At 71.4% G+C, this 21204-nt stretch carries 20 protein-coding genes; 10 read left to right on the top strand and 10 right to left on the bottom strand.

The window, feature by feature from the left end; translation table 11 throughout:
* The first annotated feature begins 179 nt into the window (after positions 1 to 179).
* Positions 180 to 896, top strand: coding sequence for a hypothetical protein (locus tag C503_RS37700; protein ID WP_018680777.1), 717 nt, complete (start codon positions 180 to 182; stop codon positions 894 to 896).
* A 16-nt stretch (positions 897 to 912) separates the two neighbouring features.
* Here the strand turns inward: C503_RS37700 and C503_RS0103305 are convergent, their stop codons facing one another.
* Positions 913 to 1200 (bottom strand): hypothetical protein, encoded by a 288-nt coding sequence (locus tag C503_RS0103305; RefSeq protein ID WP_018680778.1) that lies wholly within the window; start codon positions 1198 to 1200, stop codon positions 913 to 915.
* Positions 1201 to 1301: 101 nt separating this feature from the next.
* On the bottom strand, positions 1302 to 1931 hold the full coding sequence (locus C503_RS0103310; RefSeq protein WP_026315939.1) for an alpha-ketoglutarate-dependent dioxygenase AlkB: 630 nt from the start codon (positions 1929 to 1931) through the stop codon (positions 1302 to 1304).
* A 190-nt stretch (positions 1932 to 2121) separates the two neighbouring features.
* Between C503_RS0103310 and C503_RS0103315 the strand changes: the two genes are divergently transcribed.
* The 7 genes from C503_RS0103315 to C503_RS42970 all read left to right on the top strand — a co-directional run bounded on the left by C503_RS0103315 (position 2122) and on the right by C503_RS42970 (position 7832).
* Entirely contained in the window at positions 2122 to 2478 is a 357-nt protein-coding gene (locus C503_RS0103315; protein ID WP_018680780.1) for a hypothetical protein, read from the top strand.
* A gap of 274 nt (positions 2479 to 2752) precedes the next feature.
* Positions 2753 to 3058 (top strand): hypothetical protein, encoded by a 306-nt coding sequence (locus C503_RS0103320; protein ID WP_018680781.1) that lies wholly within the window; start codon positions 2753 to 2755, stop codon positions 3056 to 3058.
* A 43-nt stretch (positions 3059 to 3101) separates the two neighbouring features.
* A complete protein-coding gene (locus C503_RS0103325; protein ID WP_018680782.1) occupies positions 3102 to 3539 on the top strand; it encodes a hypothetical protein in 438 nt (145 codons plus the stop codon).
* Between the two features lie 352 nt (positions 3540 to 3891).
* A complete protein-coding gene (locus C503_RS0103330) occupies positions 3892 to 5079 on the top strand; it encodes a PP2C family protein-serine/threonine phosphatase (RefSeq protein WP_018680783.1) in 1188 nt (395 codons plus the stop codon).
* Positions 5072 to 6661: a sensor histidine kinase gene (locus C503_RS0103335; protein WP_018680784.1), complete on the top strand. Its 1590-nt coding sequence runs from the start codon at positions 5072 to 5074 to the stop codon at positions 6659 to 6661. The genes C503_RS0103330 and C503_RS0103335 overlap by 8 nt, the downstream gene beginning before the upstream one ends.
* The gene (locus C503_RS0103340) at positions 6658 to 7098 is read left to right on the top strand and encodes a response regulator (protein ID WP_018680785.1); all 441 of its coding nucleotides are present in this window, start codon (positions 6658 to 6660) and stop codon (positions 7096 to 7098) included. Before C503_RS0103335 ends, C503_RS0103340 begins: the two co-directional genes overlap by 4 nt.
* A 113-nt stretch (positions 7099 to 7211) precedes the next feature.
* Positions 7212 to 7832: a DUF5753 domain-containing protein gene (locus C503_RS42970; RefSeq protein ID WP_018680786.1), complete on the top strand. Its 621-nt coding sequence runs from the start codon at positions 7212 to 7214 to the stop codon at positions 7830 to 7832.
* 10 nt (positions 7833 to 7842) lie between these two features.
* Here C503_RS42970 and C503_RS0103350 read toward each other — a convergent pair whose 3' ends face one another.
* From C503_RS0103350 to C503_RS0103365, 4 genes are all read right to left on the bottom strand, one after another.
* Positions 7843 to 8157 (bottom strand): hypothetical protein, encoded by a 315-nt coding sequence (locus tag C503_RS0103350; protein ID WP_018680787.1) that lies wholly within the window; start codon positions 8155 to 8157, stop codon positions 7843 to 7845.
* Between the two features lie 89 nt (positions 8158 to 8246).
* On the bottom strand, positions 8247 to 8867 hold the full coding sequence (locus C503_RS0103355) for a hypothetical protein (protein WP_018680788.1): 621 nt from the start codon (positions 8865 to 8867) through the stop codon (positions 8247 to 8249).
* A gap of 70 nt (positions 8868 to 8937) precedes the next feature.
* Positions 8938 to 10398, bottom strand: a complete 1461-nt coding sequence (locus C503_RS0103360) for an SDR family NAD(P)-dependent oxidoreductase (protein WP_018680789.1) — start codon at positions 10396 to 10398, stop codon at positions 8938 to 8940.
* Between the two features lie 540 nt (positions 10399 to 10938).
* Positions 10939 to 11364, bottom strand: coding sequence for a DUF6319 family protein (locus tag C503_RS0103365; protein ID WP_342663368.1), 426 nt, complete (start codon positions 11362 to 11364; stop codon positions 10939 to 10941).
* Between the two features lie 149 nt (positions 11365 to 11513).
* On the opposite strand from C503_RS0103365, the gene C503_RS0103370 reads away from it, so the two are divergent.
* Positions 11514 to 12722, top strand: coding sequence for a GAF domain-containing sensor histidine kinase (locus tag C503_RS0103370; RefSeq protein ID WP_018680791.1), 1209 nt, complete (start codon positions 11514 to 11516; stop codon positions 12720 to 12722).
* Positions 12723 to 13263: 541 nt separating this feature from the next.
* Here C503_RS0103370 and C503_RS0103375 read toward each other — a convergent pair.
* From C503_RS0103375 to C503_RS0103390, 4 genes are read right to left on the bottom strand one after another with little or no spacing between them, the layout of a single operon-like run.
* Positions 13264 to 14472, bottom strand: coding sequence for an FAD-dependent oxidoreductase (locus C503_RS0103375; protein ID WP_018680792.1), 1209 nt, complete (start codon positions 14470 to 14472; stop codon positions 13264 to 13266).
* 43 nt (positions 14473 to 14515) lie between these two features.
* Positions 14516 to 15334, bottom strand: coding sequence for an arylamine N-acetyltransferase family protein (locus C503_RS0103380; protein ID WP_018680793.1), 819 nt, complete (start codon positions 15332 to 15334; stop codon positions 14516 to 14518).
* 43 nt (positions 15335 to 15377) lie between these two features.
* Positions 15378 to 16424: a HAMP domain-containing sensor histidine kinase gene (locus C503_RS0103385; RefSeq protein WP_018680794.1), complete on the bottom strand. Its 1047-nt coding sequence runs from the start codon at positions 16422 to 16424 to the stop codon at positions 15378 to 15380.
* On the bottom strand, positions 16421 to 17107 hold the full coding sequence (locus C503_RS0103390; protein ID WP_018680795.1) for a response regulator transcription factor: 687 nt from the start codon (positions 17105 to 17107) through the stop codon (positions 16421 to 16423). The genes C503_RS0103385 and C503_RS0103390 overlap by 4 nt, the downstream gene beginning before the upstream one ends.
* A 130-nt stretch (positions 17108 to 17237) precedes the next feature.
* Here C503_RS0103390 and hrpA point away from each other — a divergent pair, with 130 nt between their 5' ends.
* A complete protein-coding gene (gene hrpA, locus C503_RS0103395) occupies positions 17238 to 21146 on the top strand; it encodes an ATP-dependent RNA helicase HrpA (protein ID WP_018680796.1) in 3909 nt (1302 codons plus the stop codon).
* Positions 21147 to 21204 lie beyond the last annotated feature (58 nt).

A 21204-nucleotide genomic window follows, 5' to 3' on the forward strand; every position in this document is an offset into this window, starting at 1 on the left:
GGTCGCTGTGCCGGACCTGTGTACCAGCTGTGCGCGCGCCGGGCCTGTCGATGATGGGTCGTCGATCACGAGTCATAGCCGCCACCCACCGTTCGCACAGGGGAGGCACAGACTCGGTCGCCATCTTGGGTGTCACCGCCGAGGCCACCGGGCCCCGGACGACACAGGAGGAAACCCCGATGACCGAGCAGCCGAGCGCACCGCAGGGCGACCACCCCACCGCCGAGCCGACTGCCCAGCAGGTCCCCGCCCAGCAGCCCCCCTTCGCCGCCGACCAGGCGGGCGTCTGGGGCGCCCCCGCCGCACCCAAGCCCCCGCGTCAGCGCTGGACCTGGAAGAAGACCGCCGCTGCCGCCGCCATCGCGGCCGGTGTCGCCACCGCGGGCGGTTTCGCGGTCTACGCGGCCAGCGGTGCCACCGCCGACACCCAGGGCGGCCGCGGCGGCATGGGCGGCCCCGGGATGGACGGCGGCCGCGGCGGCTTCGGCGGCGGGATGGGCGGCGCGGGCCTGCAGAACGCCCTCCACGGCGAGTTCGTGGTGTCCACCGGCGACGGTGCCTACGCCACCCGCCTCATGCAGACCGGGGAGGTCACCGCGGTGAGCGACACGTCCATCACGGCCAAGAGCACCGACGGCTACACCAAGACCTACACGATCGACTCCCAGACGGTGAAGTCCGCGATGTCCTCGGTCGCCCAGGGCGACACGGTCACGATCATCGCCACCACCGCGGGCGACACCGCCTCGGTGGCCTCGATCAGCGAACGCGGGACCGGCTCGGGTTCCACCGACGGCGGCGGCCCCGGCATGGGTCCGGGCGGCCAGGACAACCAGCAGGGCGTCCCCCCGCGCCGGGATGATGACGACTCGGACAGCACCCAGCCCACCGCGTGATGGTGTCCGGACCCGGTCACTTGTCGACCGGGTCCACCACCTTCGCGGCCGCGATGATGATCGACCACAGTGGACTGCGGGTGCGTTCGTAGTAGACCCGGCGGTTGGCCGGTTCGCGGTACTCGGTGAGCATTCCGAGGTCCACCAGGCGGGTCAGCTCGACCCCGCAGGCACTCTGGGCGATGACGGTCTTGGGTGGTTCGGACTGGAAGAACCTCGGGCCGGCGTGGGTGTGGATCCAGAGGGCCAGGCGCAGGCGGCTGGGCCTGCCGAACATCAAGCGGCCTACGTTTCCGGCGTCCATGGCTTCTCGGGTGGCTCCTCGTATGGCGTAGTCATGTATCCGGATTCAAGATAGCGGCTGGGAAGGGGTGTGTCGAGGGGGAGTCGGCCTGCGGTCGAGACCTATCGAACCCCGGGCGGCCGGAACTGCACACTCACCCGAGTCCCGACTCCCCGCGCTTTGGGTACGGCATGCTCCCAAGTGCGTTGGCAAGACCCGCCCATCACCAACAAATCCCCATGTCCCAACAAGAACCGCAACGACCGACCACCCCCACGTGGCCGCAACATCAACGCCCGCGCCGCCCCCAAGGACACGATCGCCACCAAAGTATCCGCATAAGCCCCGCGCCCGATCATGTCGCCATGCCAGGCCACGCTATCCCGCCCGTCCCGGTAACAGCACAATCCCGCGGTGGTGAACCGGGTAGGCGAGTAATACCCCGACAACGAATCCCGGGCCGTTTCCAACACCGGCGAGGGCAGCGCGACCCCCTCCACGTAGAATCGCAGCAACCGGGGAACATCCACCACCGAGTCGTACATCGCCCGTCGCTCGGCCTGCCACGGCACCTCGCGCACCAGGGTGTCGAACACCGAGTCCGCGTCCGGCAGCCAGCCGGGCAGGTAGTCCACCCAGGCGCCGTGGGCCAGCTCGGTCCGGTGGATCCCCTCGAACCCGCCGTCGACGCCCGGTAGCGCCGGTTGGAACAGTGATGCCTGAAACAGTGATGGCTGGAATCCCGCACCCATGTCCACACGATACTCGAACAGGAGTTCGAAGGCGGACTTGTGTGCGTGTGGAAGACTGGTCCGCGGCGATGTCCGCGCCGTCGGTCGGCGGAGTCCGGGAGATTCCTTCCCCCGCTGAGGTTTCCCGCCGCGGTGATCGGGGTAGCCGGTGTCGCCGGTTCGCCACCCGCTGCTGAGATCGAGGTATCCCATGGTCACAACCGCCGCGCCCACTCTCCTCCCCACCGCCCCCGTCCGCGAGCCCGTCCCGGCGGATCCGGTGAGACTGGGCGTGCGGCTGCGCGCGGCGATCGGACGGGCGGACGACCTGGTCGGGGCCGCCGCGGTCGCCGAGCTGCGGGCCGGGCTGGCGTGGACGGCGGCGGCGGGGGAGACGTGTCGGATCACTCGTCCGGTGGACGCGGTGCGTCGGGCCATCACCGCGTTGCGGGCGGGCGACGAGGCCGCCGCGCGGGTCGCGCTCGACCACGCCGTCGCCGCGTTGCGGGAGGCGCCCGCGTTGCCGTTGCCCCGTCCGGCGACCTCGTTCGAGCGCCGTTCGATCTAGCGCCGCGACCCAGAACGTCGACCACGTCTCGACCTGCCCACGCCGAGCCTGGCGGCGTTGCCGAAACGACCAAGTACATCCAGTACGAGGCCGTTCCGGCGCCTTGCCAGACACGACGTGGACAGGCCGATACGCGGCCGACGTCCTGGGTCGAGGCACTAGCACCGTTCATCCGGTCGAGTGGACCCTGCCGCTCCGAGTTCAGCCCCCGCCGCCCTGCGAGGCAATCTCAATCGACTGGCTCAACGAAGCGCCGGACCCCTGGGAGACCTTGATGACACGGCAACTCGACGCGCTGCCCTACCCCGGATCCCCATCCCCCGGGCTCGACCTCCGCCGCGCGGTGGACACCGCCCTCGCCGCGCTGCTCACCCCGCCCACCCCCACCGCCGCCCGCGGCCTCGCCGACGACCTGCTCGGCGCGCTCGCCCGGACCGCCGCCACCGGCGACACCTGCCTGGTGCTGGCCGCCGCCGAGGCGGTCGGCCTGGCCCGCGGGCACCTGATGGCGGGCCGGGACGTGGACGCCCGCGCCGCCCTGGTGCGCGCCCGCGGCCTGCTCGACCGACGCGACCCGTAGATCGGGTGGTTGCCCACCGCGGCGCGCGGGTACCAGGTCCCTCGTGACCCGAGGAGACGACACCCCCGACGCCGCGCACCGCCGACCGGCGGGCGCCACCGACGCCACCGTCGCGGCGGTCGGGCGACTGAGCGAGGCCCTGGAGACGGTGGAACGCGCGCGCGGCCACCTGTACTCGTTCCACCAGCTCACCGGTTCCGCGGACCTCGCTCTCGGTGACGCCGTCGACCGGCTCGACCGGGCCGGGCACACCGAGCTGGCCGCGCGGCTGCGCCGGGACCTGGTCGGGCGCAACGTGCTGCCCGGCCGGTGGACGTTCCAGATCGTCGAGGAGTACGACGACGGCTACTACGCCGCGTTCCGGGCGGCCGAACGGGCCGCCCGGGACGAGCTGCTGGCCGGGAAACGGCACCTCCACGAGGCCGAGATGAAAGAGGACCGCCGCACCCACGGCGCCCTCGGCCACGAGGCCCGGCCGTGACCCCGCCCGCCGACTTACCCTCCTCGGTCCCGCACGCCACCCATCCCGCCCCGGCCGGGGACCGTCCCCGAACCGGCCGTGCCCGCGGGAACCGGTGCGGGACTCCACATCGGAGCGGACCGCGGCGCGAGACCGCCGTGCCGGGTCCGCGGTGATCGGGCCCGTCCCGACCCGTGGGAACCCGACCGGCGGGGCCCTCCCCGCAGCTCATCCGGCGACCCGCGACCACCGGGCGTGGTCTGATCCACTTTTCGCGGTGCGCCCATCGGCCGGGCGCGCGAACCACGGCTACGATCTGGCGACTGATTTCCCTGTCCCGAGTGCCATGGAGCCGGTGTGTATGGATGCTGTCATGGCATCGCGGGAGCTGGTCCGCGTCCTGCTCGTGGAGGACGACCCCGGTGACGCACTGCTGGTCGAGGAGCTGCTCGCCGAGGTCGCCGCGCCGATCCGGCTGACCAGGGCGCACTCGGTGCGGGAGGCGCAGCCGCTGCTGGCCGGGCAGGACTGCGTGCTGCTCGACCTCGGCCTGCCCGACGCCAGCGGCCTGCAGGCGCTGCGGCAGCTGGAGCAGGCGGCGGGCGACGTGGCGGTGGTCGTGCTGACCGGTCTGGCCGACGAGCAGCAGGGCATGGCCGCGGTCGCCGCGGGCGCGCAGGACTACCTGGTCAAGGGGCAGGTCGACGGCGACCTGCTGAGCCGGGTCATCCGCTACGCGGTGGAACGCGCCCGCTCCGAGGAGATCCAGCGGCAGCTGCACGAGGAACGCCTGCACGCCAAGGAGAAGGCGCGTCTGGAACGCGGCCTGCTGCCCACCCCGCTGGTGTCGGACCCGTTGCTGCGGCACGACTTCGCCTACCAGCCGGGCAGGCAGCGGATGCTGCTCGGCGGCGACTTCTACGACCTGGTCCAGGCCGACGACGGCACCGTGCACGCGGTCATCGGCGACGTCTGCGGCCACGGGCCGGATGAGGCCGCGCTCGGCGTCCACCTCCGCGTGGCCTGGCGCGCCATGGTGCTCGCGCAGCGGCCCGTCGACGAGGTACTGGACACCATGCAGCGCATCCTGGTGCACGAACGCCACCTCGACGGCCTGTTCGCCACCCTGTGCATGCTCTCGGTCTCCCCGGACCGCCGCACCGCCCGGCTGCGGCTCGCGGGCCACCCGCCGCCCGTGCTGGTGACCGAGCGCGGCGCGGAGCTGCTGTCCGGCCCGGTGGGCGTGCCGCTCGGGGTGCGCACGAAGGCCTCCTGGCCCGCCGCCACGATCGAGCTGGGCGACCGCTGGTCCGTGCTGCTCTACACCGACGGCCTCATCGAGGGCCGGTTGGACACCACCGCCGAGCGGCTCGGCTCGACCCGGCTGGTCGACCTGGTGGCCGCGCTGGCCCGCGCGCACCCGGACTGGCGGGCGACCGTGCTCGACGACCTGATCCGCGAGGTGTGCGACCTCAACCACGGCGACCTCGCCGACGACGTCGCGGCGATGCTGCTGACCCGGGAATCCGGCGCGGCGGGGGAGAGGGGCGCGGATGCCTGAGGAGGTGGCACCGCGCTGGTCGCGTGACGGCCGGGGCGGCGCCCGGTGGCCGTTGCGGCGCTGGCTGTCGCTGGCCATCGGCGTGCTCATCGTGGTCTTCGCGGGCGCGGTGCTGGCGGGCGCGCTGGCCATCAGCAACCTCAACGACGCCCGCGCCACGATCGTCGACCGCATCGATCCGGCCGTGCAGGAGGCGTTGCGGCTGGACACCGCGCTGGTCGACCAGGAGACCGGCCTGCGCGGGTACGCGCTCACCGCCAAGCCGGAGTTCCTCGACCCCTACGCCTCCGGCCAGGACCGCCAGCGCGCCGCGATCGCCCGGCTGCGCCAGATCATCGTCACGCGCACCGACCTGCTCGACCGGATCACCGCCATCGAGAACGAGGCCGGTCGCTGGCGCGCGGACTACGCCGAGCCCAACATCCAGCGGATCCGCGCCTCCGGCGCGCTCGGCGGCGAGCAGACCGAGGAGGGCAAGCACCGCTTCGACGGCGTGCGGCAGGCGGTGGCCCAGCTGCAGAGCGAGCTCGACGCTGCCCGCGCCCGCGGCCGGGAGACCCTCGGCTCCGCCGCGACCGCGCTGGTGGTGGTGTGCGTGGGCATCGCGGTGGCGCTGCTGATCGTGTTCGTGCTGGTCACCATCGTGCTGCGGGCCGCGGTGGCGGGCCCGCTCGCCCAGTTGGCCCGGGGTGTGCGGCTGGTCGCGGACGGCGACTTCCAGCACGAGCTGAAGGTGACCGGCCCGCGCGAGGTCACCGAGCTGGCGGGCGACGTGGACTCGATGCGTCGGCGCATCCTGGACGAGGTCTCGGTACAACGTCAGATCAACGCGGAGCTGGACTCGCGCACCGAGGACCTCAAGCGCTCCAACGCGGAGCTGGAGCAGTTCGCGTACGTGGCCTCGCACGACCTGCAGGAGCCGCTGCGCAAGGTCGCCAGCTTCTGCCAGCTCCTGGAGCGCCGCTACAAAGGGCAACTGGACGAGCGCGCGGACCAGTACATCGGGTTCGCGGTGGACGGTGCCAAGCGGATGCAGGTGCTGATCAACGACCTGCTCGCGTTCAGCCGGGTGGGCAGGCACGCCCGCGACCGGCTCCCGGTGTCGACCGCGGACTTGCTGGCGCAGGCCCGGGAGAACCTCGCCGACACGATCGCGGACGCGGGGGCGGAGGTGTCGGCGGGCGAGCTGCCGACCGTGCTGGGCGAGGCGCCGCTGTTGACCGCGGTGTTCCAGAACCTCATCGGCAACGCCGTCAAGTTCCGCGGCACGGACCCGCCCCGGGTTCGCGTGGAGTCCGAACGCGACGGAGACGACTGGCTGTTCTCGGTGACCGACAACGGGATCGGCATCGAGCCCGAGTTCGCCGAACGCGTCTTCGTCATCTTCCAACGGCTGCACGGCAAGGACGCCTACCCGGGCACCGGCATCGGTCTCGCGCTCTGCCGCAAGATCATCGACTACCACGGCGGCCGGATCTGGCTGGACCCCACCGAGGGCGGCGGCACCCGCTTCCGCTTCACCCTGCCCGTCATCCCGGCGGATACCCTGGCCGAAACCCACGCGGAGAAAGAGCGCACATGACCGAACCCGATATCAAGGTCATCGACGTCCTGCTGGTCGAGGACGACGACGGCGACGTGCTGATGACCCGGGAGGCGTTCGAGCACTACAAGATCCGCAACCAGCTGCACGTGGTCCGCGACGGCGAACAGGCCGTCCAGTTCCTCCGCCGCGAGGGCCAGTACGCCGACGCCCCCCGCCCGGACCTGATCCTGCTCGACCTCAACCTGCCACGGTTCGACGGCAGGCAGGTCCTGGCGGAGATCAAGGCGGACGCCGAGCTGCGGCTGATCCCGGTGGTGGTGCTGACGACCTCGGAGGCGGAGGAGGACATCCTGCGCAGCTACCAGCTGCACGCGAACGCCTACGTCACCAAGCCGGTGGACTTCGACCGCTTCATCGAGATCATCCGGAAAATTGACGAATTCTTCGTCACGGTGGTCAAACTCCCGCACTAGGCCGCTCGGGTGAACCGGTGGGGCGTCCCGGTTCATCCCGGCCCGGGAAGGCGGGAAAGGTCGACCCGAAAGTGGCACTCCCACTTTCCCGGCAGGCGGGTACGGTCGCAGGCGTGCTGGCCGATCCGAATGACGTCACCACCGATCCTCCCGACGACCGGTTCGTGGCGCTGGTGCTGCCCGACGACGAATGGATCACCGAGTTCCTCGACCAGGAGCAGGCCGCGACGCGGATCGTGGTCGGGTCGACGATGTTCTTCCCGCGGCTGGTGCAGACCGGCGCGTACGCGCGGGCGGTGTTGAAGGACAAGGACGACGTCGAGGCCTGTGTCGCCACCCGGCTCCGGCGGCAGGACGTGCTCACCCGGACGAGGTTCCTCGCCTTCCTGCACTACCCGACGTTCCGTACCCCTCTGGTCGCGCCCGCCGACATGGCCGAGCAGGCGCGCAAGCTGCTGGAACTGGGCGCCCGCGACAACGTCACCATCCGGATCGTGCCCGAGCAGGCCGGATACACGCCGCTGGCCAACGGGCCGTTCGGCTATCTGGAGTTCCGCGCCGCCACCCCGGTCGTGCAGCTGGAGCACCTGCGGCACGGCATCTCGTTCTGGCACGCGCGGGTGGTGGAGTCCGTACAGCGTTCCATCGACCAACTCGACGAATGCGCGCTCGACCCGGCCGCGTCCGCCGCGTTCATCGCCGCCGAGGCCGACCGCTGGACGGGCCTGGGCTGACTTGCGGGCGTTACGGATGGGTGCGTGCCCGGTGCGGGACGCGGACCCGGATGCGGTGCTGGATCGGTACCGCGGCGGTCGTGTTCGGGCTGCAACCGAAGACCTGGGTGGTGCCCAACCGCCGCGGCTGCGGACGTCGTCGCAGCTCAGGGACGGTTCGCGGGTGGCGGTTCGGCCGCAGGCTGGCGCCGAGGCAGGCCAGCGCCACCCCGCCGAGCAGCGTCGCGACCACCGTGAGCAGGTCCACCGACGTGTGCACGGCGACCGCCGCGCTGGCCGCCGCGCCTGCCGCGGCCAGGAAGCCCTCCAGGTAGTACTTACGCACGGTGACCCCCGCCTTTCCGCTCGTCCTCGCCCGGGAGGTACCCGTTCCGCGAGGTTTCACGCGTCGGACTTGAAGTCCACTGTGGATGGTCACGGCGTGTTGTTGGTGGCGCTCACGGTCAGGTTCTGCGACACCGACTTCGCGCCCTTCGGCCACACGGTGTAGGTGTGCGTGGTCTTGCCCGGCGTGGTGTCGCACGGGAACGCCAGCTCCAGCTGGCCGGAGGCGGCGTAGTCCGAGCCGTACGACCCGTACATGCCGGGGCTGTCCACCGAGATCGCCGCCCCGGACGCGCCGCTGACCTGCCACGCGATCACCACCGGCGAGCCGGGGGAGGAGAACGGCGCGCCCGGCGACGCCTGCACCGGGCAGGACGGCTTGCGCACCACGGTGAAGCTGACCACCTTGGCGCCCGCCCCCGCCGGTGCCGTCGTGGTGGTCGCCTTGGTGGTGGTCGTGCCCCGGTGGGTCGTGGTCGACGTCCGGTTCGAGGTCCGCACGCCCGCGGTGCCCGAGTCGCCCTGCGGGTCGGTGCCGTCCGTGCCCTGCTCGCCCGCGGACGTGACGACGGCGGGCGCGGCGGTCGTGGTCGTCCCCCCGGCGGGGATCTTCTGGTCCGCCGCCTGCACCTTGGTGCAGCCGACCGCCCCCGCCGCCACCGTCAGCCCGATGGTGCCCACCAGCAGTCTCCTGACCGTCTTGCCGTTCATGTTCCCCACCCCTGTCCCGCTGTTCCCGTCACCGAACAAGACGCGTCGCCGCGGGCGAGGTTGCGGGCGATCACCAGGGGGAGGGCGCGTAGTCCTTCAGGAAGCAGCCGTACACGTCCTCACCGGACTCGCCGCGGACGATCGGGTCGTACACCCGGGCGGCGCCGTCGACGAGGTCGAGCGGGGCGTGGAAACCCTCGTCCGCCAAGCGGAGCTTGGTCGGGTGTGGACGCTCGTCGGTGATCCATCCGGTGTCCACGGCGGTCATCAGGATGCCGTCGGTGAGCATCTCCTCGGCGCTGGTGCGGGTCAACATGTTCAGCGCGGCCTTGGCCATGTTCGTGTGCGGGTGGCCGGGTCCTTTGTAGGCGCGGCTGAACTGTCCCTCCATGGCCGAGACATTCACCACGTACTTGCGGCGCGCGGCGGCCGCGGCCATCGCCGGGCGCAGACGGCTGACGAGGATGAACGGCGCGGTCTGGTTGCACAGCTGCACTTCCAGCAGCTCCATCGCGTCCACCTCGTGCACCCGCTGCGTCCAGCTGTTCACCGGATGCAGGTCGGGCACGAGCCCGCCCGCGTCGATCGCGGTGTTCGCCGCGATCCGCTCCGGACTGGCCGACCCGGCGGTCAACGCGAGCGCGGTCACCGGGTGCACCTCGTGCGGGGTGTGGTCGACCGCCCCGACCAACGCGGCCGGGTGCGCGGCACCGGTCTGGCCGAGCGTGAGCATCTCGGGCAACGCCCCGGGCGGCAACGGCGCCGACTCCGCCTCGGCCAACGGCGCGTACGCCCCGGGGGAGCGACGCACGGTCTGCGCGGCGTTGTTGATGAGAATGTCCAACGGCCCCTGCGCGGCTACCTCGTCGGCCAGCTGCACGACCTGGGCGGGATCCCGCAGATCGATGCCGACAACCCGCAACCGGTGCAACCAGTCACCCGCGTCCGGCATGGCCGCGAACCGGCGCACGGCATCCCGGGGGAACCGCGTGGTGATCGTCGTGTGCGCCCCGTCCCGGAGCAGCCGCAACGCGATGTACATCCCGATCTTGGCCCGCCCGCCGGTGAGCAGGGCCCGCCGCCCGGAGAGATCGGCACGCGCGTCCCGGCGGGATCGGTTCAACTCGGCGCAGGGCGGACACAGCTGGTGGTAGAACGCGTCGACCACGTGGTACCGCTGCTTGCAGGTGTAGCAGGCCCGCGCCCGCAACAGCGTGCCCGCCGTGGCCCCCGGCACTGCCGACACCAACGGGATCCCCTGCGTCTCGTCGTCGATCCGGTTCGGCGCCCCGGTCGCCGTCGCCGCCGTCACCGCGTTGTCGGCGTCGGTCACCGCCGCCCGCTTCGCCGCCCGCCGCCGCTGCCGCACCGACTTGTAGATCCGCGCCGTCGCCCGCCGCACCGCCACCGCGTCCGGGTGCTCGGTCGGCAACCCGTCCACCTCGGCGAGCACGGCCAGGCACTCCCGGAGCCGGTCGGGATCGATCCCGTACCCGAACTCCTCGATCGGACCATCCTGCAGCGCCGTCATCCCCCGCCGTCCTGTCGCACCGGAAACCCCATCCAGGGTAAAAGCGCCCGACAACAACCCCCGGACCCGCCCCCACCATCCACCCGACCCAGCACGCCAAACTCCCGACGAAGATCATCCCCAGCCCCTCGCGATAGACCCCGCCCGCCTGGGCGCCGGCCCGCCCGCGATTCTATCGCCGCAGGTCAAAGGCTTGGAAGAGGCCCAAGCGCGCCTGTGGATAGCTGACGTGGGATGTGGACAACCCTCGCGCCCCTGGCATTCCGCCGAGCTCACCCGCAACCACGAACAAGTGCGGAGAAGCCACCCCGCCAAGATCATCAACGGACCTCGCGATAAGCCCCTCCCGCCCGGGGGCTGGCCTGCGCGCGATCCTATCGCCCCAGGTCAGGGGCCTGGAAGGGGTGCCGCTGTGGCTGTGGATGGTTGGCCGAGCATGTGGACAACTCGATCGCCGCGTGCCCGGCCAAGATCATCGACAGCCCCCCGGACATGCGAAGGGGCCGCCACCCCGGCGCGGGATGGCGGCCCCTTCGAGGCTCAGCTCTCCTGGAGGTCGGCGAGCGCGGCCTTGACCTTGGACAGCTCGGCCTCCAGTTCCTCCATCCGCGCCCGGTGCTGCTCGCGCGCGGTGTCGAGGACGGACTCGATGGCCTTGGAGATGTCCTCGTGCAGTTCGGCCGCCGCGCGGGACACGGCCGCCGCGGGCACCGAGATGCCCTGCAGGACCCGCTTGCCTGCCTGGGTGAGCTCGGCCTGCCACTCGCCCTCGGCGGTGCCGGTGACGGTGAGGGTCAGCTCGACCGTGCGGGTCTTCTTCGCGGTGCTCTGAGCGCGCGGCACCCTCGGCTTCTTGGCGGGTGGCGCGGCCTGCTCCTGGGCGACCTCGGGCTGCCCGGCCTCGGGGACCATCGGTGCCTGCGGGGTCTCGGACTCCGCGGACACGTTCTCAGTCTCTGTGGACAAGATCCACTCCTTCTCGCGACGCCTGGTGAATCCGGGGTGAATTAGAACACTCGTTCGCCTGTTCGAGATCGCCGGGGTTGGTCACCCGATCGGGCGCACCTCCCTGGTGACGGCGAACCCGCAGGTCAGCCGGGTCCGATACTGTCCAGGTGACCACCACCGGTTGGGACTCCGAGATTCAGCGACTGGCGGCCGTGCGCGCGCTCCGGCTGCTCGACACGCCCCGCGAAGAACGGTTCGACCGGATCACCCGGTTGGCGCAGAGACTGTTGAACGTGCCGATAGCGCTGGTCACCCTGGTGGACGCGGACCGGCAGTGGTTCAAGTCGTGCATGGGCTTGGACGCCGACGAGACGGCCCGCAGCGTGTCGTTCTGCTCGCACGCGGTGGCGGCGCAGCAGTTGTTGGAGGTCCCGGACGCGACCGAGGACCCCCGGTTCGCCGACAACCCGTACGTGGTCGGCGACCCGTACATCCGCTTCTACGCAGGTCAGCCGGTTGCCGCACCGTCGGGCGCGTTGGTCGGCACCCTGTGCGTGGTCGACCGCGTCCCGCGCACGCTCACCGACGACGAACGGTCGATGCTGCTCGACCTGGCCGCGTGGGTGGAACTGGAGTGCACGGTCGTGCAGGCGACGCAGTGGGAGACGGCCCGCCGCGACTTCGTGTCGATGGTCAGCCACGAGATGCGCACCCCGTTGACGTCGGTCCGCAGCTCACTGGAGATGGTGTGCACCGGCGAGTTCGGCAGACTGCCCCCGCAGGTGGACAAGCTGCTGGACATCGCAGCCCGAAACTCCGACCGATTGATCCGACTGTGCACCGACGTGCTGGACCTGCACAACATGGGCCGCGGCGAACTCCGCCTCCGCCTGGACAAGGTCGCCCTGCCGGAGGTCATCGACCAGGCCGTCCACGCCGTCGGCCACGCCTCCCACGAAGCAGGCGTCCCGGTCGTCGTGACCTCCCCGGAGTCGCTGTACCTGCGCGGTGACGCCGACCGCCTGGCCCAGGTGATCATCAACCTGCTCGCCAACGCCATCCGCTTCTCCGCCTGCGGCGACGTCGTCGAGGTCGACTGCGAACCACTGGGCAAATGGGCCTCGATCAACATCCGCGACCACGGCCCCGGCATCCCCCCGGACCGCCTGGAGGCGATCTTCGAACCCTTCGTCCAGTTCGAGGTCGCCGACCAACGCCGAGCAGGCGGCGCGGGCCTCGGCCTGGCCATCACCCGCGGCATCGTCGAAGCCCACGGCGGCAGCATCCACGCCTTCGCGGCGGAAGGCGGGGGAGCGATCTTCGAGATCCTCATCCCGGCCAACGGCCCCCAGGACGAAGACCGCCCCTGGTGGTGACGGGCCCGTCAAGCCCCGGCTCGCCCCTGTGGATGGATCCCCGCCCTGTGGACAACTCTCGGGGACCCCCTAGATCAATTCTACTGGTGACGAGCCGGAGATGCGCGGGGTTGTCCACAGGGTGCTTGCCCGTGCAGGACGGCTCCCGGGGTCAAGGAATGGGTGTGGACCTGTGGATGATTCAAAGAGGATGTGGATAACCGCCGGGGACCCCCGAATTCCACTTTACGTGGTGCGCTCGGCAGGCGCGCGGAATTGTCCACAGGGGCTGGCATCCAAGGCGGCCGGATGGTCACACCGTCAACCGGAGTCCGCGCCCTGTGGATGCCTCGACCACGTGTGGACAACCTCTCAGGGACCCCCGGCTTCCATCTTATCGGGGTTGGCTCAGGGGATGTGCGGAGTCGTCCACACGGGGCGCGTCAAGGGGGTGGGGCGGTCCTGTGGATGATTCGCGGGGATGTGGATAACCGCCCAGGGAACCCCCCGAGTTCTATTCTACCGGCTCTGAGCTGCGGAGATGAATAACTGTCCACAGCACCTACGACGTAGCCGCCAGTACCGCACGAGCGGCCCGTCGCCCCGACACCAGGGCTCCCTGGATCGACGGGGTATCCCGATGGTCCCCACAGACATAGATTCCGGAACCGAGATCGACCGCCGCCCGAAGCCCAGTCGTCACCGGCACCGCGTCCGCGATCCGGTACGAACGGACATGCCGCCACCGAGCAGTGTCCACGTGATACAGCTCCGCCAAGTGCGCGAGCACCGCATCGTCCCCAGGATGCTCGACCCCCAACGAAGTAGACGACACCAACACCGCCCCAGGCGCATACTCCGGCGCGGCGTTCGTCAATACCACACTGTTCACCAACGGCCCCCGCCGCTCCGCGTCCACCACCAGTGCACCCTCGGCAATCGGCGGGAAGTCGGCCAGGTGGTAGTGCGTCACACACCCCCGAGTCCGCACCACCGGCACCCGATCCCCCAACAACCCGTGCGCCGCAGGTCCGCCCACCGCCACGATTACCGAGCGGGCGGTGACGGTCCCGAAGTCCCCGGTGACGCGACCAGGTTGGATCTCACGGATGGGGTAGCTGTACTTCACCGGCAGTCCCACCGCCAACTGGTCCGGGATCGCCCGCATGCCTCCCGCGGGTACGCCGATGGGGCCGCGAGCCAGGCTCCGGATGACGAACTCGGCGAAGCGGCCGGGCACCGTCAGGTCCCAGTCCAGGAACACGCCCGCGAGGAACGGGCGGACGAAGCGTTCGAGGATGGGGCCGGTGATGCCGTAGTCCGCGAGGCGGGCGCGGAGTGGCCGGTCGTCGCGGGTGCGCAGGGTCGACGCGGGGGCCGCGGCGAGGGCGGTGGCGTAGGCGCCGAGGAGGAACTTGCGGCCCAGGGGGCCGATGGGGGCGGACATGGTCTCGGCGAGGCGGGTGGGCAGGCGGCGGGGGTCGGCGACGAGGTGGGGGCCTTGGGAGTCGCTCACGATCACGGCGGGGAGGAAGGTGCGGAGGCGGAGGGTGTCCAGGTCGAGCAGGCCTGCTGCGGGGTAGGCGGCGTTGAAGACCTGGAAGCCGCGGTCGAGCAGGAGGCCGTCGACGCGGTCGGTGCGGACGCGGCCGCCGGGGGCCTCGTCGGCCTCTAGGACCAGCACCTCGCGGCCCGCCTCGGTCAGCAGGCGGGCCGCGGCGAGGCCCGCCAGGCCTGCGCCCACGATCACGGTGTCGGTGTCGATCGCCACGGCGCCACCGTAGCCGTCCTGGACGGCGGGCGCATCGAGCGTCCTAAGTGGACAGCGAGGCCAGCTCGGCCGGGTCGAGCGGGAGTCCGAATCGGGCGGTCAGCAGGTCGGGCAGGTCCTGGTCGGACACCGTGGTGATCTCCTCGGTGCCGTCGCCGCGGCGGCGGGTCAGGACCCGGTCGTTGAGGTTGAGGCGTTCCTCCGCGCCCACGTGCCCGACGAACACCCGGCCCACGAACGGCGAGCGCCGATGCGTCGAGATGAAGTAGTTCGCGACCACGATGTCCACCAGGTGGTGCGCCTCCTCGGCGAACCGGTACAACGGGAACCACTCGTCGCCCCGGCGCAGGGACAGCAGCCACGGCAGCGCGGCGGACGGCTCGTGCGCCAGCCGGTACACCCAGCCGTCCTGTTCGGAGACCACGCCCGCGGTGAGCGGCACCGGCTCCAGCAGGCCGTCGTTGCCGAAGCCCACATCGGTCAGGAACGTCTCGTCACCCGCGCCGACCAGCAGCGTCATGTGCGTGCGCGGGATCGGCCGCGGCGCGTTCAGCGCGGGCCGCCCCAGCACCCGGGTCACCCGGAAGCCGAGACGGTCCAGGGCGGCGCCCATCAGCAGGTTGTGCTCGTAGCAGTAGCCGCCGCGGCCCCGCGTGACGAGCTTGTCCTGGATCGCGGGCAGGTCCACGTCGATGCCGCGGCCGAGCACGACGTCCAGGTTCTCGAACGGGATGGCGAAGGTGTGCGCGCGGGACAGGGCGCGCAGTGTGTCGGCGGTCGGCGGCAGCGGTCCGCGCACGCCGATCCGCGTCAGGTAGGCGTCCAGGTCCAGCCGCTCGACCTGCCACTCGGTGTCGTCCATGGGCTCCACCGCCCGAGGATGTCACGGGCGGCGCCCGCGATGATCACGTCGGGTCGACGTCCGGCAGGGTGAGTCGGATCCGGCAGCCGCGCGCCGAGTCGACCACCGCGATCGAGCCGCCGTGCAGCTCGGTCACCCACCGAGCGATCGACAGCCCCAGGCCGGTCCCGCCGCCGCGGGCGCGTTCGCCCCGGGTGAACCGGCGGAACACCAGGTCGCGCTCGGCCGCCGCGATGCCCGGTCCCTCGTCGCGCACCTCCAGCAGGGTCGCCCCCGTGCCGCGGTCGGCCACCAGCCGCACCTCGCCGTCGGCAGGCCCGTGCCGCACGGCGTTGTCCAGCAGGTTGACCAGCACCTGGTGCAGCCGCTCCCGGTCGGCGTGCACCTTCTCCGCCCGGTCGGACACGGTCGTGGCGAACCGCACCCCGGAGCGCCCGGCCGCCACCGCGTTCACCTTCGCCTCGGCCACCACCTCGGTGAACAGCTGCGCCACCGCCACCGGCTCGCGGACCAGCGCCTGCGCGCCCGCGTCGATACGGGACAGGTCCAACAGCTCGGTCACCAGCCTGCCCAGCCGCTCGGTCTGGGCCAGCGCGGTGCGCATGGTCGCCGGGTCGGCGTCGCTGACCCCGTCCACCACGTTCTCCAGCACCGCCTGCAGCGCCGCGATCGGGGTGCGCAGCTCGTGCGAGACGTTCGCGATCAGCTCCCGGCGGTGCCGGTCGGCGGCGTCCAGGTCGGCGCTCATCTGGTTGAACGCCCGGCCCAGCTCGCCCACCTCGTCCCGGGCGCTGACCCGGATCCGGCGCGAGTAGTCGCCGCGGGCCATGGACCGGGCGGCGGCGGTCATCTCGCGCAGCGGTCGGGTCATGCCGTGCGCGAGCACCTGGGAGACCAGCAGCGCGCCGACGATGGCGGTGATCGAGGTGGTCGGCGGGATCCAGCCGATCATGACCCAGAAGTAGGACAGCCCGGCCGCGCCGGAGGCCACCAGCAGGATGCCGATCTTGAGCTTGATCGACCGGACCGGGTCCAGCGGCCGCGGCAGCAGCTCCAGCAGGGCGACGGCGCGCTCGCGGGGCGTGCTCACTCGGGTACCTCCAGGGCGTAGCCGACACCGTGGACGGTGCGGATCAGGTCCGCGCCCAGCTTGCGGCGCAGCGCCTTGACGTGACTGTCCACGGTACGGGTGCCCGCCGCCTCGCCCCAGCCCCAGATCTCGGCCAGCAGCCGCTCCCTGGGCTGCACCGCGCGCGGCCGGGCGGCCAGGTAGGCGAGCAGGTCGAACTCGATCGGGGTCAGGTGCGCCTCGGTGCCCGCCCGGCGCACCCGCCGCTGCACCGGGTCCACCTCCAGGTCGCCCACCGCGATGGTCGACCCGTCCGGCTCCGGCTGCGCGGCCCGCTCGACCCGGCGCAGCAGCGCGTGCACCCTGGCCACCAGCTCGCGCGGGGAGAACGGCTTGGTCATGTAGTCGTCGGCGCCCACGCCAAGCCCGACCAGCAGGTCGGTCTCGTCGTCGCGGGCGGTGAGCATGAGCACCGGCACCGGCCGGGCCGCCTGCACCCGGCGGCACACCTCCAGGCCGTCGTAGCCGGGCAGCATGACGTCGAGCACGATCAGGTCCGGCCTGCCGCGCTCGGCCGCGGCCACCCCGCCCGGCCCGTCGTGGGCCAGGTCGACCTCGAAGCCCTCGGCGCGCAGCCGGGCGGCCACCGACTCGGCGATCGTCTGCTCGTCCTCGACCACCAGCACACGGCGCTTGTTCCCCATGAATGTGCACTGTAAGGAGCGGCGGGAGCGAACCTGTGGGCGGTTGTGGCGCGGAATGTGAAGTTTGTGTGGAGCCCGCCGCGAAACCGAGGTGAAGCGGCCCCGGGCCATTGCCTACGCTGGGGGGCAAATGAGCAGCACTGACACCGCCGCCACCGCGGCCGACCTGCGTGCCGCCCTGCCCGAGCTGACGCTGCGGGACGAGCGGCGGCTGGGGCGCAGGCTCGACGGACTGCGCAAGACCCGGGACCCGGCCAGGCGGGCGGCCGCCACCGCGCGGATCGCCGAGGAGGTCGCGGCCGCCCGGCGGCGGGTGGAGCTGCGCCGGTCGTCCGTGCCCAGGATCAAGTACCCGGACGAGCTGCCGGTCAGCCAACGCCGCGACGACATCCTGGCCGCCATCCGCGACCACCAGGTGGTGATCGTCGCGGGCGAGACCGGCTCGGGCAAGACCACCCAGCTGCCCAAGATCTGCCTGGAGCTGGGCCGGGGCGTGCGCGGCCTGATCGGGCACACCCAGCCGCGCCGGATCGCCGCGCGCACGGTGGCCGAGCGGGTCGCCGAGGAGGTCGGCACCCCACTGGGGGAGACAGTCGGCTGGAAGGTCCGGTTCACCGACCAGGTGGGTGACCGCACGCTGGTGAAGCTGATGACCGACGGCATCCTGCTCGCCGAGATCCAGCACGACCGGCTGCTGTCGGCCTACGACACGATCATCATCGACGAGGCGCACGAGCGCAGCCTCAACATCGACTTCCTGCTCGGCTACCTGGCCAGGCTGCTGCCGAGCAGGCCGGACCTGAAGATCGTGATCACCTCGGCCACCATCGACCCGGAGCGGTTCGCCCGGCACTTCGGCGGCGCCCCGGTCGTGGAGGTCTCCGGGCGCACGTACCCGGTGGAGGTGCGCTACCGGCCGCTGGTCGACCAGGAGGACCCGGACGCCGACCCGGACCGCGACCAGACCCAGGGCATCCTGGACGCGGTCGACGAGCTGTGCGCGGAGGGGCCGGGCGACATCCTGGTGTTCCTCTCCGGCGAGCGCGAGATCCGCGACACCGCCGAGGCGCTGGCGGGGCGCAACCTGCGCAACACCGAGATCCTGCCGCTCTACGCGCGACTGTCCAGCGGCGAGCAGCACCGCGTGTTCCAACAGCACACCGGCAGACGCGTGGTGCTGGCCACCAACGTCGCCGAGACCTCGTTGACCGTGCCGGGCATCAAGTACGTCGTCGACCCCGGCACCGCGCGCATCTCCCGCTACAGCAACCGCCTGAAGGTCCAGCGGCTGCCCATCGAGCCGGTGTCGCAGGCCTCGGCCAACCAGCGCAAGGGCCGCTGCGGTCGTACCTCCGACGGCATCTGCGTCCGCCTCTACAGCGAGGACGACTTCCTCGCCCGCCCGGAGTTCACCGACCCGGAGATCCTGCGCACCAACCTGGCCTCGGTCATCCTGCAGATGAGCGCGGCCGACCTCGGCGAGATGGCCGACTTCCCGTTCATCGACCCGCCGGACAAGCGGCACATCGCCGACGGTGTGCAGCTGCTGCGCGAGCTGGGCGCGCTGGACCCGGCCGAGAAGGAACCCGCCAAGCAGCTGACCCCGCTGGGCCGCAAGCTGGCCCAGCTGCCGGTCGACCCGCGACTGGCCCGGATGGTCATCGAGGCGGAGAACAACGGCTGCGTCGCCGAGGTCATGGTCATCGCCGCCGCGCTGTCCATCCAGGACCCGCGCGAACGGCCGCAGGAGAAACAGCAGGCGGCGGCGGAGAAGCACGCCCGGTTCGCCGACCCGGACTCGGACTTCCTCAGCTTCCTGAACCTCTGGGAGTACGTGCGGGAACAGCAGAAGGAGCTGTCCGGCAACCGGTTCCGCAGGCAGTGCAAGGCCGAGTTCCTCAACTACCTGCGCATCCGCGAGTGGCAGGACATCCACGGTCAGCTGCGCCAGATGGCCAAGCAGCTGGGCGTCACGCCCAACGACGTGCGGCCCGACCCGCGCAACATCCACATCGCACTGCTGTCGGGCCTGTTGTCGCACCTCGGTTTCCGCGACCCGGCGGGCAAGGAGTACTTCGGCGCCCGCAACGCCAAGTTCGCCGTGTTCCCCGGCTCGGCCCTGTTCAAGAAGCCGCCGCGCTGGGTGATGGCCGCCGAGCTGGTGGAGACCACCCGGCTGTGGGCGCGGGTGGCCGCGCGGATCGAGCCGGAGTGGGTGGAGCCGCTGGCCGCGCACCTGGTCAAGCGCGTCTACAGCGAGCCGCACTGGGAGGCGCGCCAGGGCTCGGTGGTGGCGACCGAGCGGGTGACCCTCTACGGGCTGCCGATCGTCGTCGACCGCAAGGTCCACTATGGACGCATCGACCCGGGGATGTCCCGCGACCTGTTCATCCGCAACGCGTTGGTGGAAGGCGACTGGCAGACCCGGCACCACTTCTTCCGCGACAACCGGGCGCTGCTGCGCGAGGTCGAGGACCTGGAGCACCGGGCGCGGCGCCGCGACATCCTGGTCGACGACGAGACCCTGTTCCGCTTCTACGACGAGCGTGTCCCGGCCGAGGTGGTGTCCGGGCGGCACTTCGACACCTGGTGGAAGAAGGTCCGGCACGAGCAGCCGGAGCTGCTGAACTTCTCGAAGTCCATGCTGCTCAACGAGAACGCCGACGCCATCCGCGCGGAGGACTTCCCGGACACGTTGCAGCAGCACGGCCTGTCGCTGCCGCTGACCTACCGGTTCGAGCCGGGCCGCGCCGACGACGGGGTGACCGCGCGAGTACCGATCGCGGTGCTCAACCAGCTGGCGGGCGACGGGTTCTCGGTGCAGGTGCCGGGACAGCGCGAGGAGATCGTGACCGCGTTGATCCGTTCGCTGCCGAAACCGTTGCGCCGCAACTTCGTCCCGGTCCCGGACTTCGCCAAGGCCGTGGTCCGCAGGCTGGGCGAGACCGAGGAGTCGCTGCCCGAGGCGGTCGGCCGCGAGCTGCGTGCCCTGACCGGCGTCACCATCCCGCGCGACGCGTGGCAGCTGGACGCGGTGCCGGACCACCTCAAGACCACGTTCCAGATCGTCGACGGCGAGAAGACCCTGGCCACCGGCAAGGACCTGCTGGCACTGAAAGACCAGCTCAAGTCCCGGCTGCGCGCCTCGCTCGCGGAGGCGACGGTCGACCTGGAACGCACCGGCCTGACCGGCTGGACCGTCGGCACGCTCCCGAAGGTCGCCCGCACCGAGCAGAACGGACTGGTCGTCACGGCCTACCCGGCACTGGTCGACGAGGGCACCACGGTCGCCGTCCGGATGCTCGACACCGAGACCGACCAACGCGCCGCGATGTGGCTGGGCACCAGGAAACTCGTGCTGCTCAACGTGCCCTCACCGGCCAAACACGTCGTGCGCACCCTGTCCAACCAGGCCAAACTCACTCTCTCGCACAACCCGCACGGCGGCGTCCCCGCCCTGCTGGCCGACTGCGTCGACGCCGCCGCCGACCACCTGATCACCCAGGCGGGCGGCCCGGCCTGGGACGAGCCGGGGTTCACCCGGCTGAGCGCGTACGTCCGCAAGCACCTCAACGAGACCACGGTGGAGGTGCTCGACCGGGTCCGCAAGGTGGTGATGGCCTGGCACGACGTGCAGAACCGCGTCTCCCGCACCAAGGGGCCGATCTTCACCGAACCGCTCGCCGACATCCGCGAGCAGCTGACCCACCTGATCTTCCCCGGCTTCGCCACCGCGACCGGCGTGGCCCGACTGGGCGACCTGGAACGCTATCTCCGCGCCATCGAGCGACGACTGGACAAACTGCCCGAACGTCCCGATCGCGACACCACGTGGATGCACATCGTCCAGGACCTGGAGGACGGCTACCACGAGGCGCTGGAACAGCTGCGGCCCAGCGCGCGGGAGAGCGACGCCGCGCGGGCGGTGCGGTGGATGATCGAGGAACTGCGGGTCAGCTACTTCGCCCAGACACTCGGCACCCCGGGCTCGATCTCCGACAAACGCGTGTTGAAGGCGATCCAGGCCCTGACGCCCTGACCGTTGTCGGACCAGCCTGCTCGGCGGAAGGCAGCAGGCGCTCGCCGAAAGGAAGGCC

It is taken from the genome of Actinokineospora enzanensis DSM 44649, from assembly GCF_000374445.1.
Classification (GTDB): Bacteria; Actinomycetota; Actinomycetes; order Mycobacteriales; family Pseudonocardiaceae; genus Actinokineospora; species Actinokineospora enzanensis.

What these genes read in the sequence shown, in the direction of transcription:
- C503_RS37700 (WP_018680777.1), top strand. Translation starts at nt 180, where the DNA reads ATGACCGAGCAGCCGAGCGCACCGCAGGGCGACCACCCCACCGCCGAG.
- C503_RS0103305 (WP_018680778.1), bottom strand. Translation starts at nt 1,200, where the DNA reads ATGGACGCCGGAAACGTAGGCCGCTTGATGTTCGGCAGGCCCAGCCGC.
- C503_RS0103310 (WP_026315939.1), bottom strand. Translation starts at nt 1,931, where the DNA reads ATGGGTGCGGGATTCCAGCCATCACTGTTTCAGGCATCACTGTTCCAA.
- C503_RS0103315 (WP_018680780.1), top strand. Translation starts at nt 2,122, where the DNA reads ATGGTCACAACCGCCGCGCCCACTCTCCTCCCCACCGCCCCCGTCCGC.
- C503_RS0103320 (WP_018680781.1), top strand. Translation starts at nt 2,753, where the DNA reads ATGACACGGCAACTCGACGCGCTGCCCTACCCCGGATCCCCATCCCCC.
- C503_RS0103330 (WP_018680783.1), top strand. Translation starts at nt 3,892, where the DNA reads ATGGCATCGCGGGAGCTGGTCCGCGTCCTGCTCGTGGAGGACGACCCC.
- C503_RS0103335 (WP_018680784.1), top strand. Translation starts at nt 5,072, where the DNA reads ATGCCTGAGGAGGTGGCACCGCGCTGGTCGCGTGACGGCCGGGGCGGC.
- C503_RS0103340 (WP_018680785.1), top strand. Translation starts at nt 6,658, where the DNA reads ATGACCGAACCCGATATCAAGGTCATCGACGTCCTGCTGGTCGAGGAC.
- C503_RS0103355 (WP_018680788.1), bottom strand. Translation starts at nt 8,867, where the DNA reads ATGAACGGCAAGACGGTCAGGAGACTGCTGGTGGGCACCATCGGGCTG.
- C503_RS0103360 (WP_018680789.1), bottom strand. Translation starts at nt 10,398, where the DNA reads ATGACGGCGCTGCAGGATGGTCCGATCGAGGAGTTCGGGTACGGGATC.
- C503_RS0103380 (WP_018680793.1), bottom strand. Translation starts at nt 15,334, where the DNA reads ATGGACGACACCGAGTGGCAGGTCGAGCGGCTGGACCTGGACGCCTAC.
- C503_RS0103390 (WP_018680795.1), bottom strand. Translation starts at nt 17,107, where the DNA reads ATGGGGAACAAGCGCCGTGTGCTGGTGGTCGAGGACGAGCAGACGATC.
- hrpA (WP_018680796.1), top strand. Translation starts at nt 17,238, where the DNA reads ATGAGCAGCACTGACACCGCCGCCACCGCGGCCGACCTGCGTGCCGCC.